Raw genomic sequence first — 23,229 nt, 5'->3', positions numbered from 1 at the left:
GAGGCGCGAAACGCGGGAAACAGCGTTTCGAATCAGGCTTCCTTGAAACGATAGCCGACTCCGTAGAGGGTCTCGATCATCTCGAACTCAGGATCGACCACCTTGAACTTCTTGCGCAGCCGCTTGATGTGGCTGTCGATCGTGCGATCGTCGACATAGACCTGGTCGTCATAGGCGGCATCCATCAGCGCATTGCGGCTCTTCACCACGCCGGGCCGTGTCGCAAGCGCCTGCAGGATCAAAAATTCGGTGACCGTCAGCGTCACCGGCTCGTTCTTCCAGGTGCAGGTGTGACGCTCCGGATCCATGCGCAGGAGGCCGCGGTCGAGCGCCTTGGCGTCGTTCTCCTTCGGCACGGCGGTTGGATCCTTGGGCTGCGAACGGCGCAGCACCGCCTTTACGCGCTCCACCAGGAGCCGCTGCGAGAACGGTTTGCGGATAAAATCGTCAGCGCCCATCTTGAGGCCGAACAATTCGTCGATCTCTTCATCCTTGGAAGTCAGAAAGATCACCGGCAAATCGGACTTCTGCCGCAGCCGGCGCAGTGTCTCCATGCCGTCCATGCGCGGCATTTTGATATCGAGGATCGCAAGATCCGGTTGGGTGGTGCGGAACCCGTCTAGCGCGGAAGCGCCGTCAGTGTAGGTCATGATGCGGTAGCCTTCCGCTTCCAGCGCGATCGAGACGGAGGTGAGAATGTTGCGGTCGTCGTCGACCAGAGCGATTGTGGGCATGAGCCTGCTTTCAGTTCGGGTTTGCTGAACGGCGGGCAATCCAGGTGATGCGCCGCATGAATGGGCTTCAAACACGGTCAGCGAGCAATGCAAGCTGGGCTGAAGTGTGACCGAGTTCCCAGGGACGCCTCCCGTCCCGCACCCATCAAGGCCCCCTTTACCCGAAAAAAGGGCCTCATTGCAACAAGATGACGCGATAAATCGATGCAACGGGGTACCGCTTTCAACGCTTCCAAATCGGCGCGCTCGCTGCTGCGGCGTCGGCGGGAGGGGGCGCTGGCGACGTTAATGACCGGAAGGGGCGCCCCCTATTGCTCCCTGGTTAACCTGGCGAGCCACCCCGATGGAACGCCAATCCTGCTGATTTCGCGCCTGGCGGTGCACACCCGCAATATCCTGGCTGCCCCCAGGGTTTCCTTGATGTTGGACGAGCGGGCTGCTGCAGGGCCAGGCGGAGGCCACCGGACCGGACGAGCGGGCACTCGTGCGGCGGCGCTATCTGGCGGCCCATCCGAGTGCGGAAGGCTTCGTCGACTTTGCCGATTTTTCCTTTTTCCAGATCGTGCCGAACGGAGCCCATCTGGTGGCCGGATTCGGGCGCATTCTCGATCTCGAGCCGGAACAGGTCTTGACGGACATTGGTGATTCGCGGGCGCTGATCGAGGCGGAGGTAGGTGCGATCGCGCAGATGAACGCGGACCATCGTGATGCGATCAATCTTTATGCGACGAGGCTCTTCGGCGCGCAGCGCGGCGATTGGCGCTGTACGTCGATCGACCCTGATGGCATCGACCTGCACGCGGGCGATGTAACGTTGCGACTGGATTTTCCCGGGCACGTCACGGGCCCGACCGAACTGCGCAAGATGCTGGTCAGCTTGGCCGAACAGGCGCGCGCGGCGGCTTGAGCCGGTCCGAGCCGCCGCGAGCGATGAAATGTTCTCGCGATTCTTGCGCGCGAAAGAAGCCGCCACTCGATCGCCGCCATTTCTTTCTTTCGCCGGCGTTCGGCGCGCAGGTATCATGCGGCGCATTGTTGTGCGCCGCAAAAGCTGCCCACGCCGCAGGCGGTCGCGGCGCATTGTCACGCACACTGTGCCGCAAATTGCGCCGCGCCGCGGCAAGCGATTGAGATGCATCGCCGATCTGCTTGAATAAACCAATCGCGGGGGATCGGCTTGGCAAGCCGAGCGTTCATCAAGTAATAAGTCGCCGGACCTGGGCCGGTGGGGCTATAGTGGCACCGCAGAAGCGGCGCGCACGAGATGAGGTTCGCGCCGGGTGATGCAGGTTCGAGGAGGATGCTTCGTGCAAGAGACGGGTGTGCGTAACGGTGCCTTCGGTGCCGACAAATTCGGCTTAAGAAATCTCAAGCAGGTGCATTGGAATCTCGGCGCACCACAGCTCTATCAATACGCCCTGATCGCAGGAGAGGCGGTGCTATCCGCCGATGGCGCGCTATGCGCCGACACCGGCGAGTTCACCGGGCGCAGCCCGAAGGACAAGTTCACCGTCCGCGATGCGATGACGGACAAGAAGATGTGGTGGGCTGGCAACCAGTCGATCACGTCGGAGCAATTCGAGGCGCTCTATCAGGATTTCCTGAAGCACGCCGAAGGCAAGCGGCTGTTCGCTCAGGATCTCTATGGCGGCGCCGATCCGACCTACCGGATCAAGACGCGGGTCTTCACCGAACTCGCCTGGCACTCGCTGTTCATCCGCACGCTCCTGATCCGCCCGCAGGCGGTCGAGCTCGCGACCTTCGTGCCCGAGCTCACGATCATCGACATGCCGAGCTTCCGTGCCGATCCCAAACGCCATGGTGTGCGCTCGGAGAATGTTGTCGCCATCGATTTCGCCCGCAAGATCGTCCTGATCGGCGGGTCTTATTATGCCGGCGAGATGAAGAAGAGCGTGTTCACGACGCTCAATTACTATCTCCCCGAGCGCGGCGTGATGCCGATGCACTGCTCGGCCAATGTCGGGCCCAAAGGCGACACCGCGATCTTCTTCGGCCTGTCCGGCACCGGGAAGACGACGCTGTCGGCCGACCCCAACCGCACATTGATCGGCGACGACGAGCATGGCTGGGGACCGGACGGCGTCTTCAACTTCGAAGGCGGTTGCTATGCCAAGTGCATCAAGCTGTCGAAGGAAGCCGAGCCGCAGATCTACGCCGCCAGCAAGCGCTTTGGCGCCGTGCTGGAGAACTGTGTGCTTGACGAAGATACGCGCGAGGTCGATTTCGACGACGGCTCCAAGACCGAGAATACCCGTTCGGCATATCCGCTCGACTTCATTCCGAACGCCTCGCGCACGGGGCAGGCGCCCCATCCGAAGAACGTCGTGATGCTTGCCGCCGACGCCTTCGGCGTGTTGCCGCCGATCGCAAAGCTGTCGCCGGCGCAGGCGATGTATCACTTCCTGTCGGGCTACACCGCGAAGGTTGCCGGCACCGAGCGTGGCCTGGGCTCCGAGCCGCAGCCGGAATTCTCCACCTGTTTCGGCTCGCCCTTCCTGCCGCTCGATCCGTCGGTCTATGGCAACATGCTGCGCGAGCTGATCGCCCAGCACAATGTGGATTGCTGGCTGGTCAACACCGGATGGACCGGCGGCAAGTACGGCGTCGGCAGCCGCATGCCGATCAAGGTGACGCGCGCGTTGCTCACCGCGGCCCTCGATGGCAGCTTGCGCAATGTCGAGTTCCGCACCGACAAATATTTCGGCTTCGCGGTGCCGACCGCGCTGCCCGGCGTGCCGACCGAAATTCTCAACCCGGTCAACACCTGGAAGGACAAGGACGAGTTCGACAAGACCGCCCGTAGCCTGGTCGGCATGTTCCAGAAGAACTTCGCCAAGTTCGAGGAAAAGGTCGATGCCGATGTTCGCGCCGCGGCGCCCGAAGTGAAGCTCGCGGCGGAGTGATTTCGTTGCGCAGTCATTCCGGGGCGCTGCGATAGCAGCGAACCCGGAATCTCGAGCCTCCGGGGCGATACTGCGCATCGCGCCGGTGGCGATCAAATAAGCAGTTCGGTCCAGCAAACCCGATTCTAGCCCCGTCCCCTCCCGAAGGTGCTCGCCACCGGGTCCGCGCGAAGCGCGGCCCGATGACAGGCTCCGCGAGGCTCGAAGGGCGACGGCTCGGCTGTCGCACCCCGGGGGGCGTTCATCCTTCGAGACGGCCGCTTTCGCGGCCTCCTCCAGGATGACGGTTCAACATCCTGTCGACTACGCCTTGAAATACGTCATCTGAGTCGTGGTCGCGAGCAGGCGGCCGGAGGGCGACCATAACTCGCCGGACTGATCGCTGAAGCTCTTGTGGAAGATTTTCGCGTCGGCGGCGCCGAGCACGCGGGTGACATCTTCCTTCGCGAGGTCGTCCGCGTCGGCGTGGAAATAGGTCGTCAGCGACACCGTGCCGATCGGCACCAGCTCGCCTTTGACATGAAAGATCCGCGCGAAGAACGCGTCCGACATCGCCATCAGCGACAGGCAATCGATCTTTCGCGGCACGCGATCCCCGATCCAGAGCTTGGAGAAGGCGGTCGCCGGCTGCGCCTGCGTGCCGCCGCGCAAGTCCACCGCGCCCTCGATGAAGCGGAAATCATATTGATTGACCCAGGCCGCCGCGACCTTCGGATAGGGCTTGATCTCCTCGAAAGGCCTGGCATCCGGCATCGTTGCTTGCTGGTGCGACCATGACGGGCGACGCTCGGCAAACACGGCCGTGGCGAGCGTGGCCGGCTCGGAGCCGTCCTGCGACAGCTCCACGCACCAATGCTGCGTCGAGCGATTGGCTTTGACCAGGCGGACGTCGAGATCGAACGCGCCTTCCGCAATCGGTGCGCAATAGTTGACGGTGAGCGACAGCGGATCGCCCGCGCGCTGCGGATGCTCGAGCAGCGCACGCAAAATGGTTGCCGCCGTGAAGCCGCCGAACGGGCCGACGAAGGCCCAATAATCCGGACTGGTCCGTCCCTGCCAGCGGCTGTCGCCGGCCGTGACACGGGTGGCGTCGTCAAAGAGATGTGGAGCTTTGGTCAGCATGAGTCGTTTAGGGCTCCGTCATTCCGGGGCGATGCGAAGCATCGAACCCGGAATCTCGAGATCCCGGGTTCGCCTCTTCGAGGCGCCCCGGAATGACAGCGCAAAATTTCGCGCAAGCGCACGCATAGTATGATGGCTATCCTGCCAAATGCAATGACCTCTGAGGTCATCGATTTCCGCGCGCCGAAAAATTCAGCGCGCGCCGCGTTGCATATCCGTCTGCGATAGCGACGAGGGGGCGGGATGCACCGGGACGTGCCAGATTTCCTCGGCATATTCGCGGATGGTGCGGTCGGAAGAGAACCAGGCCATCCGCGCCACATTGAGGATGCTGGCGCGCGTCCAGGCCGGCATGACCTGCCAGCGCGCGTCGATGCCGCGCTGCGCCTCGTAATAGGAATCGAAATCGGCGCTGACCATGTAATGGTCGAGATAACGCAGCGCGTGGGCGATCGACTCGAAGCGGCCGGGATCGCCCGGCGAGAACTCACCGCTGCCGATCGAGTTGATGGCGCGCGCAAGCTGCGGCGACTTGCGGATAATATCGGTCGCGTCCAGGCCCTGCTTGCGCCGGACCATCACGTCCATCGCCTCCATGCCGAAGATGGCGATGTTCTCGGGCCCGACATGCTCGCGGATTTCGATGTTGGCGCCGTCGAGCGTGCCGATGGTCACCGCGCCGTTGAGCGCGAGCTTCATGTTGCCGGTGCCGGAGGCCTCCATGCCGGCGGTCGAGATCTGCTCGGACAGATCCGCGGCGGGGATGATCACCTCGGCGAGGCTGACATTGTAGTCGGGCAGGAAGGCGACCTTCAGGCGATCGGCAATCACGGGGTCCTTGTTGACGACCTCGGCCACGTCATTGATCAGCTTGATGATCAGCTTGGCGTAGCGGTAGCTCGCCGCGGCCTTGCCGGCAAAGATCTTGACCCGCGGCACCCAATTGGCCTGCGGATTGTCCTTGATCGCGTGATAGAGCGCCACGGTCTCGAGGATGTTGAGGAGTTGGCGCTTGTATTCGTGGATGCGCTTGATCTGGACGTCGAACAGGGCGGTCGAATCGACCACGATGCCGAGCCTCTCGTTGATCAAACGGGCCAGCGCCAGCTTGTTATGGCGTTTCACATTACGGAATTGCTGCTGGAAGGCGTTGTCGCTGGCGCGTGCCTCCAGCAGTTCCAGCCGGCTCGGATCGTCGAGCACGGCCTCGCCGCACACCTCCCGCAACAGTTCGGTCAGCTTGGGATTGGCGAGCATCAGCCAGCGGCGGAAGGTGATGCCGTTGGTCTTGTTGGTGATGCGGCTGGGATAGAGATGGTTGAGGTCGTGGAACACGGTCTCCCGCATCAGGTCGGAATGCATCGCCGAGACGCCGTTGATGCGGTGCGAGCCGACGAAGGCGAGCTGGCCCATCCGCACCCTGCGGCCGCTCTTCTCGTCGATGAGCGAGACCGAGGCGCGAAATTCGATATCGCCGGGACAGCGCTGCTCCGCCAGCGCCAAATGCTGGCTGTTGATCCGGTAGATGATCTCGATGTGTCGCGGTAGCAGCCGCTCGAACAGCTCGACCGGCCAGGTCTCGAGCGCTTCCGGCAGCAGCGTATGGTTGGTGTAGGACAGTGTGTTGACCGTGATCTTCCACGCCTCGTCCCAGCGGAAATTGTGCAGGTCGACCAGGATCCGCATCAGCTCGGCCACCGCGAGACTCGGATGCGTATCGTTGAGCTGCACCGCCACCTTCATCGCGAGACTTCGCAGTGAGCCGTCCGAGGTGAGATGGCGGTTGACCAGATCCTGCAGCGAGGCCGAGACGAAGAAATATTCCTGCCGCAGCCTGAGCTCGCGTCCCGCCGGGCTCTCGTCGTTCGGGTAGAGGAATTTGCAGATCGCTTCGGCGCGCGCCTGCTCGGCGCTGGCGCTGACATAATCGCCGGTGTTGAACACGTCGAGCTTGAGCGGATCGGGCGCGCGTGCCGACCAGAGGCGCAGCGCGTTGACGTGCTGGCCGCGCCAGCCGACGATCGGGGTGTCGTAGGCGACCGCCTGCACGGTTTCGGCCGGATGCCAGATCGCGCGATCGCGGCCCTTCTCGTCGACATGTTCGACGCCACCGCCGAAATGGACGTGATAGACCACTTCCGGCCGTTGCAGTTCCCAAGGGTTACCGCAGCTTAGCCACTCGTCGGGATATTCCTGCTGCCAACCATTGTTGATGATCTGGCGAAACAGGCCGAAGTCGTAGCGAATGCCGTAGCCGATGGCGGGGATCGCCAACGTGGCCATGCTCTCCATGAAACAGGCGGCCAGCCGCCCCAGGCCGCCATTGCCGAGCGCGGCGTCGGGCTCGCATTTGCGCAGATCGTCGAGGCCGACGCCGAGATCGCCGAGCGCGGTCTCGAACACCTGCAGCAGACCCATATTGTTCAATGCGTCGCTGAAGAGACGGCCGATCAGGAACTCGAGCGAGAGATAATAGACCCGCTTGCGGCCCTCGTCGTAGCTCTGCTTCTCCGCCGTCAGCCAGCGATGCACGATACGGTCGCGTAGCGCCAGCGCTGCGGCCGTGTACCAATCATGCTTGGTCGCCATGCTGGCGTCCTTGCCGATGGCAAGCCGCAGCTTTGCGAGAATGGCACTCTTAATCTCGGCCAGCGCCAGTTCATCAACCGGCTGGCCGGGTGCCGGATAGTGGAACGTTTGATCCGCCAACTTCAAATCCTGACAGTAAGACTCACCAAATGATAAGCACGTTGGACCCGGCGTGTAACCCGTAGCCGCCCGGTTAATGCGGCGCATGCATGATTTTTATGCAAGGGCCGGGCCGATCTGGCCCATCGGTTCCATTGCTTTCGGTGGTAGAGTTAGTCTTCGCGGTTAGCCTCGGAGTCGGGCTTTTCGGAGGATCGCCATGCGCCTCGCCATCGAGATCATCGCTGCCCTTCTTCTGGTACTCTGCGTCAGCGTTCCCAGTGCCGCCTTTGCCGGCAGGCTCGGGCACGGCGCTGACCACGTGAGCTGCGCGTTCAGCGTTCCGCACAACGCCACACCAGCAACCCGCTGCATCGCCATCAAGAAGCAATGCGGCGGGAAGTTCTATGCCGATTACTGTGGCGACAAGATGCTTGCGGATATGTGAGGCAGAGCAGGCGTAGCAATGACGTCCTGTCAATCACGTCTTGGCGAACAGCAGGACGACAATTTAGCTCTGAGAATCTTAGTCCTGAGAACGAATTAAGAACAATTTAGTAAGTCTTTGATATATCATATCGATTCGGCGCGTCGCCGACACAACATTTATGGTCTGTCAGACTTTGCGAGGACTACATGTCCACCATCGCCTTCGATCAATTCGCGTTGACCCGGATCGCCGATTTTGCTCGCAGCCTGTCGCGGCTGCATCAGGCTTCGCGCCACAAATTCGTCGATGACGACGAAATCGACCGCGAGTTCAACGCCGTCTGCCGGTCGATCTGGGGCTACACCATCGACGATATCAGCGACGAATTGTTTTCACCCGCCGACCACGCCTTTCTCGATACGCTCGATGAGGCGCAGGCGCGCATCTTCGCCGCCGAGCAGGGTTATGACCTCGTCGACGACACTGGCATGCTCACGGATTGGTGGGGCTATTGCTGGATGATCCTGGCGGAGAAGCGCGGCCTGCTCACGTCGGAAAATCGCACCGCCGCGCGTGCTGCGATCGAGGAGAAATATCTGGCCGCACCGAACGTGATCGGCGTGATCGTGGGGCGGTGATTTTCGTCTGTCATTCCGGGGCGATGCAATAGCATCGAACCCGGAATCTCGCGCCACGACCTCTAGTTCCGGGCTCGCGCTTTCGCGCGCCCCGGAATGACGGCCGTTAATTCACTTCCGCTCGCTTGTCCGGGGCGGCCTTCGGCGGGGGGCTCACCGGCGGCGGCGGTTCACGCGCGCCATCGGCGCTGAATCCGTCGTTTGCGACCATGTCCGCGCGGACGGGGGCAACCTTCAGCCCGTTCAGCTTGGCACGGACCTCGCCGGTCAGCCCGGGATAGGAGGCGACCGGGGTGAACTCGGGTGTCTGCTCGTTGCCGAGGCGGACCCCGGAATAGGCCACGAGGCCTTCGCTGGTGGCGATCACGTCGCCGGCCCGCAGCGAGCCGTCCTGCGCAAGATCCACCGGCGCGAGCCCTGCGGGATCGCGACCGTTGCAGGTACAATCGGCGCGCAGCGCCTTGCGATAGGCATAGGCGTTCTCGCTGTCCGCGTAGCGCTCACCGTTCGCCGCATAGGCGCTGTCGATGCTGGACCCGAAATAGACCTTGGTCGGGCTCGCGGGACAGAAGGCCTGGCACATCTGAACCGGCGAGGCGCCGCCACGCGTCAGCGGAAAATACCGGCCGTCACAGCTACGCACGCAAAAGGCAGGCCCGGAGCTTGCAACGACGGGCCGTGGCGGTATCGGCTGCGCGTTGTTGTTGAAGGGGTCGAAGAAATTCCCTTGCGACGAAGCCTGGCGCGGTTTCTGGAACGCGCCGAACAGGAAATCGAGCAAGCCCTCGGCCGAAGCCATCACTGGCATCAGCGCAACGGGGCCGGCAATGCCGACCACGATGAGGGGTCGGCTCAACCTGCGGCGAAAGGACAACTTCGTACCCAACGCTTACTCCACCCGACGCAGCCAATCTCCCTTGCGACGCGAGCCACGCGGCAAGGTTGGATTCACCATAAATCGTGGATGGTAAATGAGCTCTAAGCGTGGCGACGATGTGCGGAAGAAATGAAAGGCGCGCGTCTTTCTCTTGACCTCGCCCTGCGTGCCGGGGGAGGGGCGCCTGACCTCATACGATGTGAGGAGGGTAAGGGGAAATCTCCACGAGTGGCGCTCGTGGATGGAGCCTCTCACCCAATCTCCTCCCCGTAAGGACAAGGAGAGGGAGACGAGAGCCTCACTCCTTCAAGAATTCCGAAGCCTTATAGATTGAGCGGAAGGGCAGGCCGGCTGCCGCGAACGTTTCGCTCGCGCCTTCCTCGCGGTCGACCATGGTCAGGACCAGCGCGACATTGGCGCCGGTCTCGCGCAGGGCCTCGACCGCCTTCATCGCCGAACCGCCGGTGGTTGTAACGTCCTCCACCACGACCACGCGCTTGCCTTCCAGGCTCTCGCCCTTGGCGAGCCCCTCGATCGCGAGCCGTGCACCATGCTCCTTCGGCTTCTTGCGGACGAAAAAGGCGGCGATCGGATGGCCCTTCAGCCAGGAAAGCTGCGCGATCGCACCGGCCAGCGGAACCGCGCCCATCTCCAGCCCGCCGATATAATCGAGCTGGTCGTCCTTCAGCGCCTCGAAGGTCAGCTCCGCGAGCAAGGCGGCGCCCTCGGGGTCGAGCATGGTCGGCTTGAGGTTGAAATAGAAATCGCTCTTGCGGCCCGACGCCAGCGTGACTTCGCCGCGGCCGAACGAGCGCTTGCGGATGATGTCGTGAAGACGGGCACGGGAAGCTGATTTGGACAAGGTTCTTTTCTCGCTATTTCGGCAGCGGGCGCAATCTATCGGCGCTCTCGCGCACATTCCAGAGCCGATCCCGGCCGTCAACAGCGCAGGAATGGCGCGGTCCCCAGCCCTCGGGCGGGAGGCGACGGGCCGCTTTGCTCAGCAATGGCTAAGGATGCTACAGACGCGCGTCTGAACAAGAGCTGAAGGGCCGTCAAGGGCAGCACATGACCATCGAATTTCACACCTGGAACACGCCGAATGGCCGCAAGATTTCCGTGGCGCTGGAGGAAATGGGGCTGGCCTACAAGGTGATCCCGGTGAACATCACCAAGGGCGAGCAGATGGCGCCCGATTTTCTGGCGATCAGCCCCAACAACAAGATCCCGGCCATCGTCGATCCCGACGGCCCCGACGGTAAGCCGGTCAGCATATTCGAATCCGGAGCGATCCTGCTCTATCTCGGCGAGAAGACTGGAAAGTTCCTGCCCAAGCCCCTCATCGACCGCATCCCGGTCTATGAATGGCTGATGTGGCAGATGGGCGGCTTCGGCCCGATGCCGGGCCAGGTGCATCACTTCATTGCGCTCGACGACGAGCAGGACCGCGCCTACGGCCTGAAGCGTTTCATGGCGGAGACGCGAAGGCTTTACGGCGTGCTCGACCGCCGTCTTGCCGGGCGCGAATTCGTCGCCGGCGACCTCTCCGTTGCCGATTTCGCGATCCTGGGCTGGGCCTGGCGCCATCCGCGCCACAAGGTCGAGCTGTCAGACTTTCCCAATGTGGAGCGCTGGTACAACACGCTGATGGCGCGCCCGGGCGTGAAGCGCGGCATGGAGGCAAAGCTGGATTGATCGAAGGTGGTCATCACCCGCTACCGGGTCTCGCCTTCGGCGAAGCCCGATGACAGGCTCCAGCGGTGACCCAGTCTTCCAGAGGCGGTTGTGCTTGAGCCGAGACGCCACGGGGTGCCGGATGCCCCGCCTACATCCGATCTCGGGTTTACCCGAGATCGGCATACTGAATGCGCAAGTCGGTTAAAGCCGACTTGCGGGGCCTGACGAGCGGGGGCATCCTCACGCCCGCTTCGCCTCGAACGCCATCCGCACCGCAAGTCCGGCCAGCACCGTGCCCATCAGATAGCGCTGAACGAGCATCCAGGTCGGGCGCGTGGACAGAAACAGCGCGATTCCGCCGGCGCTGAGCGCGATCAGGGCGTTGATGCCCACGCTAATGCAAATCTGGATCGTGCCCAGCACCAGCGACTGCACGAGCACGCTGCCTGACGCCGGATCGATGAATTGCGGCAACAGCGCCAGATACAGCATCGCGATCTTCGGGTTGAGCAGGTTGGTGACAAGGCCCATCACGAACAGTTTGCGCGGACCGTCGACCGCGAGCTTCTTCACCTGGAACGGCGAGCGTCCGTTGGGCTTTATGGCCTGCCACGCCATCCAGAGCAGATAGGCCGCTCCCGCAAACCGTAAGCCATCATAGGCGTAGGGCACGGCGAACAGCAGCGCCGTGATCCCGAAGGCCGCGCACAGCATGTAGAACACGAAGCCGAGTGCGACACCGCCCAGCGATACGATACCGGCCGCCGGTCCTTGCGTGATCGAGCGCGAGATCAGGTAGATCATGTTCGGCCCCGGCGTCAGCACGAGACCGAAGGAGAGCAGGGCGAAGCCGATGAGGGCGGAGGTTGCGGGCATTTTCGAACTCGCGGGATGGAGCTTGCCGCGTTTTTCTAACCTGCGGCATCCAGCGAGACCATCGCGCAATTGCACCGATATGAGGCGACCAGCTCGGAGCAATCGCCGCGCGAACTCCCTCTCCCCGCGCACGGGGCGAGGTGAAGTGCCCTCGATAAACGGCTAATGCGCCTCGTCCCAATTGTCGGCGGCACGGGCATCGACATGCAGCGGCACCGAGAGCAGCACCGCGGGGAACGGCGCGTCCTGCATCACCTTCTGCACCACCGGCAGCGTTGCCGCGACCTCCTCGTCGGGCACCTCGAAGATCAACTCGTCATGCACCTGCAATAGCATCTGCGCCGAGAGTTTCTTGTCCGTGAGTGCCTCCTCGACCCGCACCATGGCGCGGCGGATGATATCCGCGGCAGTGCCCTGCAACCGCGCGTTGATCGCGGCGCGCTCGTTGAAGGAGCGGACGGAGGCATTGCTCGCCTTGATCTCGGGGTAGTGGCACTTGCGGCCGAACAGCGTGCTGACATAGCCGTACTTGCGGCAGAACTCCTTTGTTTCGTCCATATAGGCGCGGATGCCCGGGAAGCGCTCGAAATACTTCTTGATGTAGGCTGACGCTTCCTCACGGCCGATGCCGAGCTGGTTGGCGAGGCCAAAGGCGGAGATGCCGTAGATGATGCCGAAATTGATTGCCTTCGCGCGGCGGCGCACTTCGCTCGGCATGTCCTTGATCGGCACGCCGAACATTTCTGATGCCGTCATGGCGTGAATGTCGAGCCCGTCGCGGAAGGCCTGCTTCAGCACGGGGATATCGGCGATCTCGGCGAGCAGCCGCAGCTCGATCTGCGAATAGTCGGCCGAGACCAGCTTGTGGCCCGGGGTTGCGATAAACGCGCGGCGGATCTTACGGCCGTCCTCGGTGCGGATCGGGATGTTCTGCAGGTTCGGCTCGTTCGAAGACAGCCGCCCCGTCGTGGTTGCGGCCAGCGCGTAGGTGGTGTGCACGCGATGGGTCCGTGGATTGACGTAGTTCGGCAGCGCATCGGTATAGGTGGACTTGAGCTTCGAGACCTGGCGCCATTCCAGGATCTTCTTCGGAAACTCGTAGCCTTGTTCGGCAAGCTCGTCCAACACCTGCGCCGAGGTCGACCAGGCGCCGGTCTTGGTCTTGCTACCGCCGGGCAAACCCATCTTGCCGAAGATGATATCGCCGATCTGCTTGGGGCTGCCGACATTGATCGGCTCGCCCGCGAGTTCCTGCAGCTCGGCCTCGACCCGCGCGGCGGTCTGGGCAAAGTCTCCCGACAGCCGCGACAGCACCTGGCGGTCGATCGAGATGCCGCGCCGCTCCATGCGCGCCAACACCGCGACCAATGGGCGCTCCAAGGTCTCGTAGACGGCGGTCATGCGTTCGGCGACGAGGCGCGGTTTCAGCACGCGCCATAGCCGCAGGATCACATCGGCGTCCTCGGCCGAATAGGCGGTGGCCTTGTCGATCGCGACCTGGTCGAACGAGAGCTTGTTCTTGCCGCTGCCGGTCAGTTCGCCAAAGGTCAGCATGGCGTGGCCGAGCCAGCGTTCGGCGAGCGAATCCAGCCCATGCGCGCCGCGTCCAGCGTCGAGCGCATAGGACATCAGTTGCGCGTCGTCATAGTTGCGCAGGGTGATGCCTTCCTGCGCGAACATCACCGCATTGAACTTGACGTTGAAACCGATCTTGAGCAGCCCGGGGGCCTCCAACAAGGGCTTCAGCGCGGCCAGCGCGTCGGTCGCCCTGATCTGGCCGGGTGCAAGTCCCGCGTCGAACAGGCCGGCACCGCTGCCGGGCTGCTTGTGAGCGAGCGGGACGTAGCAGGCGTCGTTCGGAGCGAGTGCCAGCGCGATGCCGCAGATCTCTGCCTGCAGCGGATCGATCGAATTGGCCTTGGCCTCGATCGCGAAATGGCCGACGTCATGGACGCGCGCGAGCCACCCATTGAGCTGGTCCAGGCTCTGGATGGTCTGATATTTGCTGCGATCAACGCGGGCAGTGCGCGCCGCCTCCGCCCGTGCGGTCGCAAGCGCAGCCGGCGTGCCCTTGAGGCTGGCGGCCTTGTCGCTCTTGTCCGGTGCGGCCTTGTTGGGCCCGGCCGCGTTCGGCTTGGGCCGCTCTTTGCCGCCGCCCGGCGCAGGCAAAGCCGGGGCGCTCTCTTCCGGCGGCACGCGTTCCGCCGCAGGCGAGGTGGATCTATTGCCGCTCTTAAGCAGCTCATCCGGCGCGACATCTGCGGGGTCGACATGCGCGTATTCCGCGACGCGGCGGGTCAGCGACGAAAACTCCATCGCCTTCAGAAACGCAATCAGCTTGCGCGCGTCGGGCTCGTGCACGGCGAGGTCGTCGAGCGGGACTTCCAGATCGACCTTGTCGTCGAGCAGCACAAGCTGGCGCGAAATCCGCGCCTTCTCGGCGTTCTCGATCAGCGCCTCGCGGCGCTTCGGCTGCTTGATCTCGCTCGCGCGCAACAGCAGCGTGTCGAGATCGCCATAGTCGATGATGAGCTGCGCCGCGGTCTTCACGCCGATCCCGGGCACGCCCGGCACATTATCGGTGGAATCGCCGGCGAGCGCCTGTACGTCGACCACCTTCTCCGGCGGTACGCCGAATTTCTCGCGCACCTCGGCGATGCCGATGCGGCGGTCCTTCATCGTGTCGTACATGGTGACGCAGTCGGTCACGAGTTGCATCAGGTCTTTATCCGACGACACGATGGTCGCGGTGGCGCCCCGCTCGCAGGCCTGGCGCACGTAAGTGGCGATCAGGTCGTCGGCCTCGAAGCCGGCCTGCTCGAGGCAGGGCAGGTCGAAGGCGCGCACGGCGGAGCGGATCAGCGGAAATTGCGGGATCAGGTCGTCAGGCGCCGGCGGCCGGTGCGATTTGTAATCGGCATAGATCTTGTTGCGGAAAGTGACTTCGCTCTTGTCGAAGACGACGGCGAGATGGGTCGGCCGATTGTCCTCGGGCATCTCCCGCAATAGCTTCCAGAGCATGTTGCAGAAGCCGAGCACGGCATTGACCTGCAGCCCGTCGGACTTGCGGTTCAGGGGCGGCAGCGCGTGATAGGCGCGGAAAATGTAGCCGGAACCGTCGACCAGGAAGACATGGTCGCCCTTGCCGAGCGCTTTGGCGGCAACGGGTTTCGGAGCCGCCGCCTTCGCGGCGGCCGGCGTTTCGGTGGTCGCTTTGGGAGAGGTTTTGGGCATGGCGCCAATTTAAGAATTTTTGCGGCAAATGACAGGCTTTGAAGCCGTATTTTGGCTTCGCAAACAAGCAAATTCCGTCGTCCCGGAAAAGTCCGGGTCCGATATCCCAGGCAGATGTCGTTGCGAGAGCTTTTACCTCCGGCGCGCCACAAACTCCCGCTCGTGCTTATAGGTCCCGGCCTTTGCCGGGACGACATCGCCGAGAGAGCCTACTCCGCCGCCTGCAATGCGGTCGGCTGCTTTTTCGGTGCGATCCAGAACGCATCGGGCCGCTCGAACAGGAAATTGGCGTGCACGGCGAGCGCGAGACGCCAGATGAGCAGCGCACCGGCCACGCCCGCGATCGTGACGATCAGCGAGATCGCGCCGATGTCTTCGATCAAGCCTGCCTTGAGCAACAGCGTCCGGGTCGCTGCCATCGGCAGGAAGAACGCAAGATAGATCACGATCGAATGCTCGCCGCAGAAGCGCAAGGCATCGAGCCGGCGCGCATGCGCGAGCAGCGTGCCCATGGTCACGATCGCGCAGGCGCCGGCAAGCCCGAGCATCAGCGATAGCAAAGGCAGTTCGCTAAAACCCAGCGCGACGAGACCGCCGTCGATCAGCGCCCATAACGCCAGCGCAGCGAGCGCGCGTATCGGATAGGCGCGCGCGCAATTCGACAAAGCGAACACGTGAGAGGCGAACAGATAGCCGGAATAGATGTAGACGAATCGCGCGCAGAATTCGTCGATGGCGGTCCAGCCGGTTCCGATCCACAGCGTCTCAAGTAGCGCGGCAACGCTCCAGATCAGGAGCGGCGAAACGTTCCGTGTCAGTTTTATGACGACGAAGAAGATCGGCAGCAGGTAAATGAACCATAGCGTGCCGAACGGCTCGATGAAGGATTCAAGATACAGCAAGCCGGTCTGCGTCCAACTTGATTCGGCGGCAAACGCAGGCGCCTTGAAGCCGAACTGGACGGTCACCCACAGCACGTAGAAATAGGCGAAGTGCACCACCTTGCGATCGAGATAAGTGCGCCAGTCGCGGTCGATGACGAGCGGCAGGAAAAGCCCCGAAATCAGGAAGAAATCCGGCATCCGGAACGGCTTTGCGAAAGCGACCAGCAGATGCATGAAGCCGGTCTGGCCGGTTGCCTTCTCCACGCCCAGCACCGAATGCATCATCACCACCATGACGATGCAGATGCCCTTGGCATAGTCCACCCAGTCGACGCGTCCGCCGGTCCCAGCGGCAGGGCCGGTGGGTGCGAGCCCTGTACCGATTTTGGTCATTGCTGTCCCTTTGTGAGGCGGTATTCTTGCATCATCCGGCCGATCAGTTGCTGTCCCCTTTATTCATACAAACGACATGCCGTATTCTTTGCTTTCCTTGCCGCGGCCGGATAAGAGGCGGTCCCGTTAACCATTCGAGGTGGTTGTTTCATGCGAATTGCCATGATCGGCACTGGCTATGTGGGGCTGGTTTCCGGAGCCTGCTTTGCGGACTTCGGTCACAACGTCACCTGCGTGGATAAGGACGCGGAGAAGATCGCCTCGCTCAAGCGCGGCGAGATACCGATCTTCGAGCCCGGCCTCGATTCGCTGGTCGAGACCAACGTCAAAGCCAAGCGGCTTGATTTCACGACCGACCTGTCCGTTCCCGTGGCCGAAGCCGATGCGGTGTTCATCGCCGTCGGCACGCCGTCGCGTCGCGGCGATGGCCATGCCGATCTCACTTACGTCTACGCGGCCGCGCGCGAGATCGCGCGTGCCGTCTCCGGCTTCACGGTCGTGGTCAACAAATCGACGGTGCCGGTCGGCACCGGCGATGAGGTCGAGCGGGTGATTCGCGAAACCAATCCGAGCGCGGACGTTGTCGTCGCCTCCAATCCGGAGTTCTTGCGCGAGGGCGCGGCGATCCGCGACTTCAAGTTTCCCGACCGCATCGTGATCGGCACCTCGGACGAACGCGGCCGCAAGGTACTCGCCGACATCTACCGACCGCTGTCGCTGAACCAGGGTCCGTTGATGTTCACCGCGCGGCGCACCGCGGAGCTGATCAAATACGCGGCCAACGCCTTTCTCGCCACCAAAATCACCTTCATCAACGAGATTGCCGATCTCTCGGAAAAGGTCGGCGCCGACGTGCAGGAGGTCGCGCGCGGCATCGGTCTCGACAATCGCATCGGCAGCAAATTCCTGCATGCGGGTCCAGGCTACGGCGGCTCCTGCTTCCCCAAGGATACGCGTGCGCTGATCAAGATCGCGCAGGATTACGACGTGCAGCTTCGCATCGTCGAGGCGGTGCTCGGCGTCAACGACAACCGCAAGCGGGCGATGGCGCGCAAGGTCGCGGCCGCCACGGGCGGAAGTTTGCGCGGCAAAACCATCGCCGTGCTCGGGTTGACCTTCAAGCCTGATACCGACGACATGCGCGAGGCGCCGTCGATCCCGCTGGTCACGGGCCTGCTCGACATGGGCGCCAAGGTGCGCGCGCATGATCCGGCCGGCATGGAGCAGGCGCGCAAGGAGCTGCCCGACATCGAATATTGCGAGGACCCTTACGCTTGCGCCAAGGGCGCGGACGCAATGGTCCTGGTGACCGAGTGGGTGCAGTATCGCGCCATGGACCTGGAGCGGCTGCGACGCGAGATGGCGCAGCCGGTCGTGGTCGACCTGCGCAATATCTACCGTCCCGAGGAGATGGCCGCGCACGGCTTCACTTACGAAAGCGTCGGCCGACCTTCGGCGAAGGGGAAGTGACGCTGATTCAGTCATGGCCGGCCTCGTCCCGGCTCGACGTTGACCCCGTCATTCCGGCGCGATGCCACCGGGTCCGGCCTCTTGGCCGGCCCGATGATAAACTCCGCATCGAACCCGGAAACTCGAGATTCCGGGCCTGGGGCTAGCGCACCATCCCGGAATGACGGTGTAAGACGTGGATGCCCTGCATAAGCCCAGGCATGACGAACGGTGAGACTTTTGCCCCGCAGCTTCGACACGCCCCTCCCGATCGACGCGGTTCTCGACCAGCTCTCGGATACGCTGGCCAGGACCAGCGCCGCCGTGCTGGTCGCGCCGCCTGGCGCGGGCAAGACCACCCGGGTGCCGCTCGTGCTGCTCGATGCGCCCTGGGCCAAGGGCAAGAGGATCATCGTGCTCGAGCCCCGGCGCATCGCCGCGCGCGCCAGTGCCGAGCGCATGGCGAAGACGCTTGGCGAGCGTGCGGGCGAGACCGTCGGCTACCGCGTTCGCTTCGGCTCGAAAGTCTCGCGCGCCACCAGGATCGAGGTCGTCACCGAAGGCATCTTCTCGCGGCAGATCCTCGACGATCCCGAACTCAATGGTGTCGCGGCGGTGCTGTTCGACGAATTTCACGAACGCTCGCTCGACGCCGATCTGGGCCTCGCGCTGGCGCGCGATGCGCAAACGGGCCTGCGCGAGGATTTGCGGCTGCTCGTGATGTCCGCCACGCTGGACGGCGCGTGGGTGGCGAAACTGCTCGGCGATGCGCCGGTCATTGCCAGCGAAGGCCGCGCTTTTCCGGTCGAGACTCGCTATCTCGGCCGCAAGCCAGATGTGCCGATGGAACGGCAGATGGCGGACGCCATCATCACCGCGCTACGCGCCGATCCCGGCTCTGTGCTGGCCTTCCTGCCGGGCGCGGCCGAAATCCGTCGCGTCGAAACAGCATTGAAAGAGCGCATCCAGGATGCGGGAATCGAGATCGTGCCGCTGTTCGGTGCGCTCGACGCAAGCGTTCAGGACCGCGCCATTGCGCCCGCACCAAAAGGCCGCCGCAAGGTGGTGCTGGCGACCTCGATTGCGGAGACGTCGCTGACGATCGAGGGCGTCCGCATTGTCGTGGATTCCGGGCTGGCGCGCGTGCCGCGCTACGAGCCGGATATCGGGCTGACGCGGCTGGAGACCGTGCGCGCCTCGCGCGCCGCCGTCGATCAGCGCCGTGGCCGTGCCGGCCGCACCGAGACCGGCATCTGCTATCGTCTCTGGGACGAGCCGCAGACCGCCTCGCTTGCGCCTTTCACCCAGCCGGAAATCCTGAGCGCGGACCTCTCGTCGCTCGTGTTGGACGTCGCGCAATGGGGCGTTGCTGATCCGACCACGCTGCCGTTTCTGGATCCGCCGCCTGCGCCCGCGTTGAAGGAGGCGAGGAGCCTGCTGTCCGAGCTCGGCGCGCTCGATGCCGATGGCCGCATCACGGCCGAAGGCCAAAGCCTGCGTGCGCTGGCGCTGCCACCGCGGCTCGCGCGCATGATCGTGGACTCCGAGCGCTTCGGCTCGGCCGAGCCGGCAGCGGACATCGCCGCCATTCTCACCGAGCGCGGGCTTGGCGGCGACAGCGTCGATCTGGATGCCAGGCTCGAGCAGTTCCGCCGCGACCGTGCGCCGCGCGCGTCCAGCGCCCGCGATCTCGCCCGCCGCTGGGCCGCGCAAGTCAAGTCGTCCTCGCCGTCCGCCGCGCCGCGAGGGGAGGCGGATTTGTCGACCGGCGTCATGCTCGCCTTCGCCTTCCCCGATCGCATCGCGCGCAATCGCGGCAACGGCAGTTTCGTGCTCGCCAATGGCCGCGGCGCCGGCGTCGATCAAGCCTCTTCACTGGCCCGCGCGCCCTATATCGCGGTTGGAGAGCTCACGGGCGCGGCGGCCAGCGGGCGCATCCTGCTGGCGGCGCCGATCACGCAAGGAGAGATCGAACTACATTTCGCCGATCAGATCGAAACCGCGGATGAGATCAGCTTCGATCGCAATGCACTCGGATTGCGGGCGCGGCGCCGACGCCGCCTGCATGCCGTGACGCTCTCGGAGGCTCCGCTGGCGCTCACGCCTTCAGCCGAGACCGCGCGCATTTTCGCCGACGGCATCATCGCCGTCGGCCTCGACAAATTGCCGTGGTCCAAGGCCGCAAAACAGTGGCGCGACCGCGTGATGTTCTTGCGCAAGGCCGAAGGCGACCCCTGGCCGGATCTGTCGGATGACGCCCTTGCCGCGCGGCGTGAGGATTGGCTGGTGGGCGCGCTTTATGACAAGACGTCGCTGAGGGATCTTTCCGCCGGCGATCTGTCGGAAGCCTTGATGGCGTTGTTGCCGTGGGATTTGCGCGCCCGGCTCGAGCGCGAGGCGCCGACGCATTTCGAGGCGCCGACCGGCACGCAAGTTGTGGTCGATTACGAGGCCGAGCAGGGGCCGACCATTGCCGTGCGCCTGCAGGAACTGTTTGGGCTCAACACCCATCCCTCGATCGCGGGTGGCGCGGTGCCGCTGGTGATTGAATTGCTGTCGCCTGCGCAGCGCCCCGTGCAGATCACGCGCGACCTGCCGGGCTTTTGGCGCGGCAGCTATGCCGCCGTGCGTTCGGATTTGCGCGGCCGGTATCCCCGCCACCCCTGGCCGGAGGATCCCGCCAATGCGCCACCAACGCGCCGGGTGAAACCGCGGGGAACCTGATCTTCTGCCTCGCCCCGCTCTCGCAGGGAGAGGCGAGAAGGACGTTAACCTTTCGCTCACACTTTTCGCGAAAATGGCTCGCCGGACCGTCGCCGTGTTGCGGCCGGCGTGATGAAATTACCCGGCTTGAAACGCGAGTTGTAGCGTCATGCGTAATCTGATGGTGTTTGCGGCGGTCATCGGCGGACTCGGCGTCTTCATGGCCGATATCGCCGCCAAGATGGCGCCACAGCCTGCCTCCGCTACACCCGTCGTCAGCCAAGCCGTCGCGGTCGAGGCGCCCGTGGCGGCCGGCTCCCGTAGCCTTGCCATTGCACGCGACAGCCGCGGTCATTTCCTCACCGGGGCGCGCATCAACGGGCAACGGATCGATTTCATGGTCGATACCGGCGCGTCGGTGGTGGCTGTGAACGAGAGTTCGGCCGCGCGCTTCGGTCTGCATCCGTCGCGCAACGACTACACCGCCAATGTCGCCACCGCCAACGGCACGATCAAGGGCGCGCGCACTCGCCTTGCCATGATCGATGTCGGCGGGCTCGTGCTGCGCGATGTCGATGCCCTGGTGCTGCCCGACGAGGCGCTGTCGGAGAACCTCTTGGGGCTATCGTTCCTGTCGCGCCTGAAGCGCTTTGAATACAGCAACGGCCAGTTGGTGCTGCAGCAGTAAGGCTCCTCTTCGTCATGCCCCAGGCTTGACCAGGGCATCCGGTACGCTGCGGCTTTTCCGGTAGTCAGAAGCCTCTGGAATACTGGATCGTCCGCTTTCGCGGACGATGACAGCCAAGTGAACTCGCAAATCCGCCTGAATTATAGTCATCACAAACTGATAATCCCGCCTTCCGCGGCGGCTATCTATTCGCTGCCGCTGCGCTAGACTGAAGTTCGCGTTCACGACGAGGTCGATTTCATGTTTCCCACGCCGAAGCCGGTACTCCTGCCCAACACCTATGCCTTTGAATCCGAGCCGATGGTGAAGCCGACCGGCTTCCGCGAATATGACGCGCGCTGGCTGTTCAACAAGGAAATCAACCTGATGGGCGTGCAGGCGCTGGGCATGGGGTTGGGGACGCTGATCGCGGAACTCGGCGCCAGGAAGGAGATCGTCACGGGGCACGATTTCCGCGGATATTCGGCCTCAATCAAATATGCGCTGATTTCCGGACTTATGGCGGCAGGTTGCAAGGTGCACGACATCGGCCTCGCGCTGACGCCGATGGCGTATTTTGCGCAGTTCGAGCTCGACGTCCCCTGTGTCGCCATGGTGACGGCCTCACATAACGACAATGGCTGGACCGGCGTGAAGATGGGCGCCAATCGTCCGCTCACCTTCGGTCCCGACGAGATGGGGCGGCTGAAGGAGATCGTGCTCTCGTCCGCGTTCAAGACCGAGGCGGGCGGCTCCTATCAATTCCACGAGAATTTTCCAGCGCGCTACATCGCCGATCTGACCAAGCGGACCAAGCTGAAGCGCAAGCTCAAGGTGGTCGTGGCCTGCGGCAACGGCACCGCGGGCGCATTCGCGCCGCAGGTGATGGAGGCGATCGGCTGCGAGGTGGTGCCGCTCGATACCGAGCTCGACTACACCTTCCCCAAATACAATCCGAACCCCGAAGACCTGCACATGCTGCACGCGATCCGCGACGCGGTGCTGGCGCACAAGGCCGATGTGGGCTTGGGCTTCGACGGCGACGGCGACCGCTGCGGCGTCGTCGACAACGAGGGCGAAGAGATCTTCGCCGACAAGGTCGGCGTGATGCTGGCGCGCCATATGTCGGCGATCCACAAGGATGCGCAATTCGTCGTCGACGTGAAGTCGACCGGGCTCTTCGTCACCGATCCGGTGCTGCAAAAACAGGGCGCGACGACGACCTACTGGAAGACCGGCCATTCCTACATGAAGCGCCACACCAACGAGCTCGGCGCGCTCGCGGGCTTCGAAAAGTCCGGCCACTTCTTCTTCAACAAGCCATTCGGCCGCGGCTATGACGACGGGCTGGTGTCGGCGATCGCAATCTGCGAGATGCTCGATCGCGCGCCGGGCAAGTCGATGGCGGACCTGAAGAACGCGCTGCCGAAGACCTGGTCATCGCCGACCATGTCGCCGCATTGCGCGGACGAAGCCAAATATGGCGTGGTCGACGCGGTCGTGAAGCATTTCCAGGATTTGCAGAAGAAGGGCGAGCCGGTCGCAGGCCAGAAGATCCGCGATCTCGTTACGGTCAATGGCGTCCGCGTCACCGTGGAGGACGGGAGCTGGGGGCTGGTGCGTGCCTCCTCGAACAAGCCGGAGCTGGTGGTCGTGGTCGAAAGCCCGGTCTCCGAGCAGCGCATGCGCGACATGTTCGAAGTCGTCGACAAGGTGCTGCGCACCCACCCCGAGGTGGGCGAGTACAATCAGAAGATTTGAAAGCTCGCGCTGGCGCCCCAGCCCCCACTCGTCATGCCCCGCGCAGGCGGGGCATCCAGTACGCCGCGCTCTCTCGATCTATAACGGCCGTCTCTGGAATACTGGATCGCCCGCTGGAGCCTGTCATCGGGCTCGCCGAAGGCGAGACCCGGTGGCGGGCGATGACGGCAGA

16 protein-coding genes and 1 pseudogene are annotated in these 23,229 nt (G+C 63.6%); 9 read left to right on the top strand and 8 right to left on the bottom strand.

Annotated features, from left to right (window positions below):
* Window positions 1–32: 32 nt before the first annotated feature.
* Window positions 33–734, bottom strand: a complete 702-nt coding sequence (locus P6U23_RS37680; protein WP_024509302.1) for a response regulator transcription factor — start codon at window positions 732–734, stop codon at window positions 33–35.
* A gap of 204 nt (window positions 735–938) precedes the next feature.
* On the opposite strand from P6U23_RS37680, the pseudogene P6U23_RS37675 reads away from it, so the two are divergent.
* Window positions 939–1,641: pseudogene (locus tag P6U23_RS37675) on the top strand (HugZ family protein).
* Window positions 1,642–2,041: 400 nt separating this feature from the next.
* Window positions 2,042–3,658, top strand: coding sequence for a phosphoenolpyruvate carboxykinase (locus tag P6U23_RS37670; RefSeq protein ID WP_407177335.1), 1,617 nt, complete (start codon window positions 2,042–2,044; stop codon window positions 3,656–3,658).
* A 303-nt stretch (window positions 3,659–3,961) separates the two neighbouring features.
* On the opposite strand, the gene P6U23_RS37665 is transcribed toward P6U23_RS37670, so the two are convergent.
* The gene (locus P6U23_RS37665; RefSeq protein ID WP_407177334.1) at window positions 3,962–4,780 is read right to left on the bottom strand and encodes an acyl-CoA thioesterase; all 819 of its coding nucleotides are present in this window, start codon (window positions 4,778–4,780) and stop codon (window positions 3,962–3,964) included.
* 192 nt (window positions 4,781–4,972) lie between these two features.
* Complete coding sequence (locus P6U23_RS37660) at window positions 4,973–7,489, bottom strand: glycogen/starch/alpha-glucan phosphorylase (RefSeq protein ID WP_407177333.1); 2,517 nt, start codon at window positions 7,487–7,489, stop codon at window positions 4,973–4,975.
* Window positions 7,490–7,688: 199 nt separating this feature from the next.
* Between P6U23_RS37660 and P6U23_RS37655 the strand changes: the two genes are divergently transcribed.
* Together P6U23_RS37655 and P6U23_RS37650 are read left to right on the top strand one after the other, a co-directional pair.
* Window positions 7,689–7,916, top strand: a complete 228-nt coding sequence (locus P6U23_RS37655) for a hypothetical protein (protein WP_407177332.1) — start codon at window positions 7,689–7,691, stop codon at window positions 7,914–7,916.
* 188 nt (window positions 7,917–8,104) lie between these two features.
* Window positions 8,105–8,536, top strand: coding sequence for a hypothetical protein (locus P6U23_RS37650; RefSeq protein WP_407177331.1), 432 nt, complete (start codon window positions 8,105–8,107; stop codon window positions 8,534–8,536).
* 106 nt (window positions 8,537–8,642) lie between these two features.
* On the opposite strand, the gene P6U23_RS37645 is transcribed toward P6U23_RS37650, so the two are convergent.
* Both P6U23_RS37645 and pyrE read right to left on the bottom strand, forming a co-directional pair.
* On the bottom strand, window positions 8,643–9,422 hold the full coding sequence (locus P6U23_RS37645) for a DUF2865 domain-containing protein (protein WP_407177330.1): 780 nt from the start codon (window positions 9,420–9,422) through the stop codon (window positions 8,643–8,645).
* A 289-nt stretch (window positions 9,423–9,711) separates the two neighbouring features.
* Window positions 9,712–10,275, bottom strand: coding sequence for an orotate phosphoribosyltransferase (pyrE, locus tag P6U23_RS37640; RefSeq protein WP_407177329.1), 564 nt, complete (start codon window positions 10,273–10,275; stop codon window positions 9,712–9,714).
* A 206-nt stretch (window positions 10,276–10,481) separates the two neighbouring features.
* Here pyrE and P6U23_RS37635 point away from each other — a divergent pair, with 206 nt between their 5' ends.
* The gene (locus P6U23_RS37635; protein WP_407177328.1) at window positions 10,482–11,108 is read left to right on the top strand and encodes a glutathione S-transferase family protein; all 627 of its coding nucleotides are present in this window, start codon (window positions 10,482–10,484) and stop codon (window positions 11,106–11,108) included.
* 222 nt (window positions 11,109–11,330) lie between these two features.
* Here P6U23_RS37635 and P6U23_RS37630 read toward each other — a convergent pair whose 3' ends face one another.
* The 3 genes from P6U23_RS37630 to P6U23_RS37620 all read right to left on the bottom strand — a co-directional run bounded on the left by P6U23_RS37630 (window position 11,331) and on the right by P6U23_RS37620 (window position 16,477).
* Window positions 11,331–11,966: a LysE family translocator gene (locus P6U23_RS37630; protein WP_407177327.1), complete on the bottom strand. Its 636-nt coding sequence runs from the start codon at window positions 11,964–11,966 to the stop codon at window positions 11,331–11,333.
* A 162-nt stretch (window positions 11,967–12,128) separates the two neighbouring features.
* Window positions 12,129–15,200 carry a DNA polymerase I gene (gene polA / locus P6U23_RS37625; protein ID WP_407177326.1) on the bottom strand — a complete coding sequence of 1,024 codons (3,072 nt, stop codon included), beginning with the start codon at window positions 15,198–15,200 and terminating at the stop codon, window positions 12,129–12,131.
* Between the two features lie 209 nt (window positions 15,201–15,409).
* Window positions 15,410–16,477 carry an acyltransferase family protein gene (locus tag P6U23_RS37620; RefSeq protein ID WP_407177325.1) on the bottom strand — a complete coding sequence of 356 codons (1,068 nt, stop codon included), beginning with the start codon at window positions 16,475–16,477 and terminating at the stop codon, window positions 15,410–15,412.
* Window positions 16,478–16,627: 150 nt separating this feature from the next.
* Between P6U23_RS37620 and P6U23_RS37615 the strand changes: the two genes are divergently transcribed.
* The 4 genes from P6U23_RS37615 (at window position 16,628) to P6U23_RS37600 (ending at window position 23,057) form a co-directional block, all read left to right on the top strand.
* The gene (locus P6U23_RS37615; RefSeq protein ID WP_407177324.1) at window positions 16,628–17,947 is read left to right on the top strand and encodes a UDP-glucose dehydrogenase family protein; all 1,320 of its coding nucleotides are present in this window, start codon (window positions 16,628–16,630) and stop codon (window positions 17,945–17,947) included.
* A 219-nt stretch (window positions 17,948–18,166) separates the two neighbouring features.
* Complete coding sequence (gene hrpB / locus P6U23_RS37610; protein WP_407181715.1) at window positions 18,167–20,650, top strand: ATP-dependent helicase HrpB; 2,484 nt, start codon at window positions 18,167–18,169, stop codon at window positions 20,648–20,650.
* 148 nt (window positions 20,651–20,798) lie between these two features.
* Window positions 20,799–21,317 carry a TIGR02281 family clan AA aspartic protease gene (locus tag P6U23_RS37605; protein WP_407177323.1) on the top strand — a complete coding sequence of 173 codons (519 nt, stop codon included), beginning with the start codon at window positions 20,799–20,801 and terminating at the stop codon, window positions 21,315–21,317.
* 240 nt (window positions 21,318–21,557) lie between these two features.
* Window positions 21,558–23,057: a phosphomannomutase/phosphoglucomutase gene (locus P6U23_RS37600; RefSeq protein WP_407177322.1), complete on the top strand. Its 1,500-nt coding sequence runs from the start codon at window positions 21,558–21,560 to the stop codon at window positions 23,055–23,057.
* Window positions 23,058–23,229 lie beyond the last annotated feature (172 nt).

The sequence above is a fragment of the Bradyrhizobium sp. STM 3562 genome (assembly GCF_045571435.1).
Lineage (GTDB): Bacteria > Pseudomonadota > Alphaproteobacteria > Rhizobiales > Xanthobacteraceae > Bradyrhizobium.
This window is presented reverse-complemented; position numbering and strand designations above follow the sequence as displayed.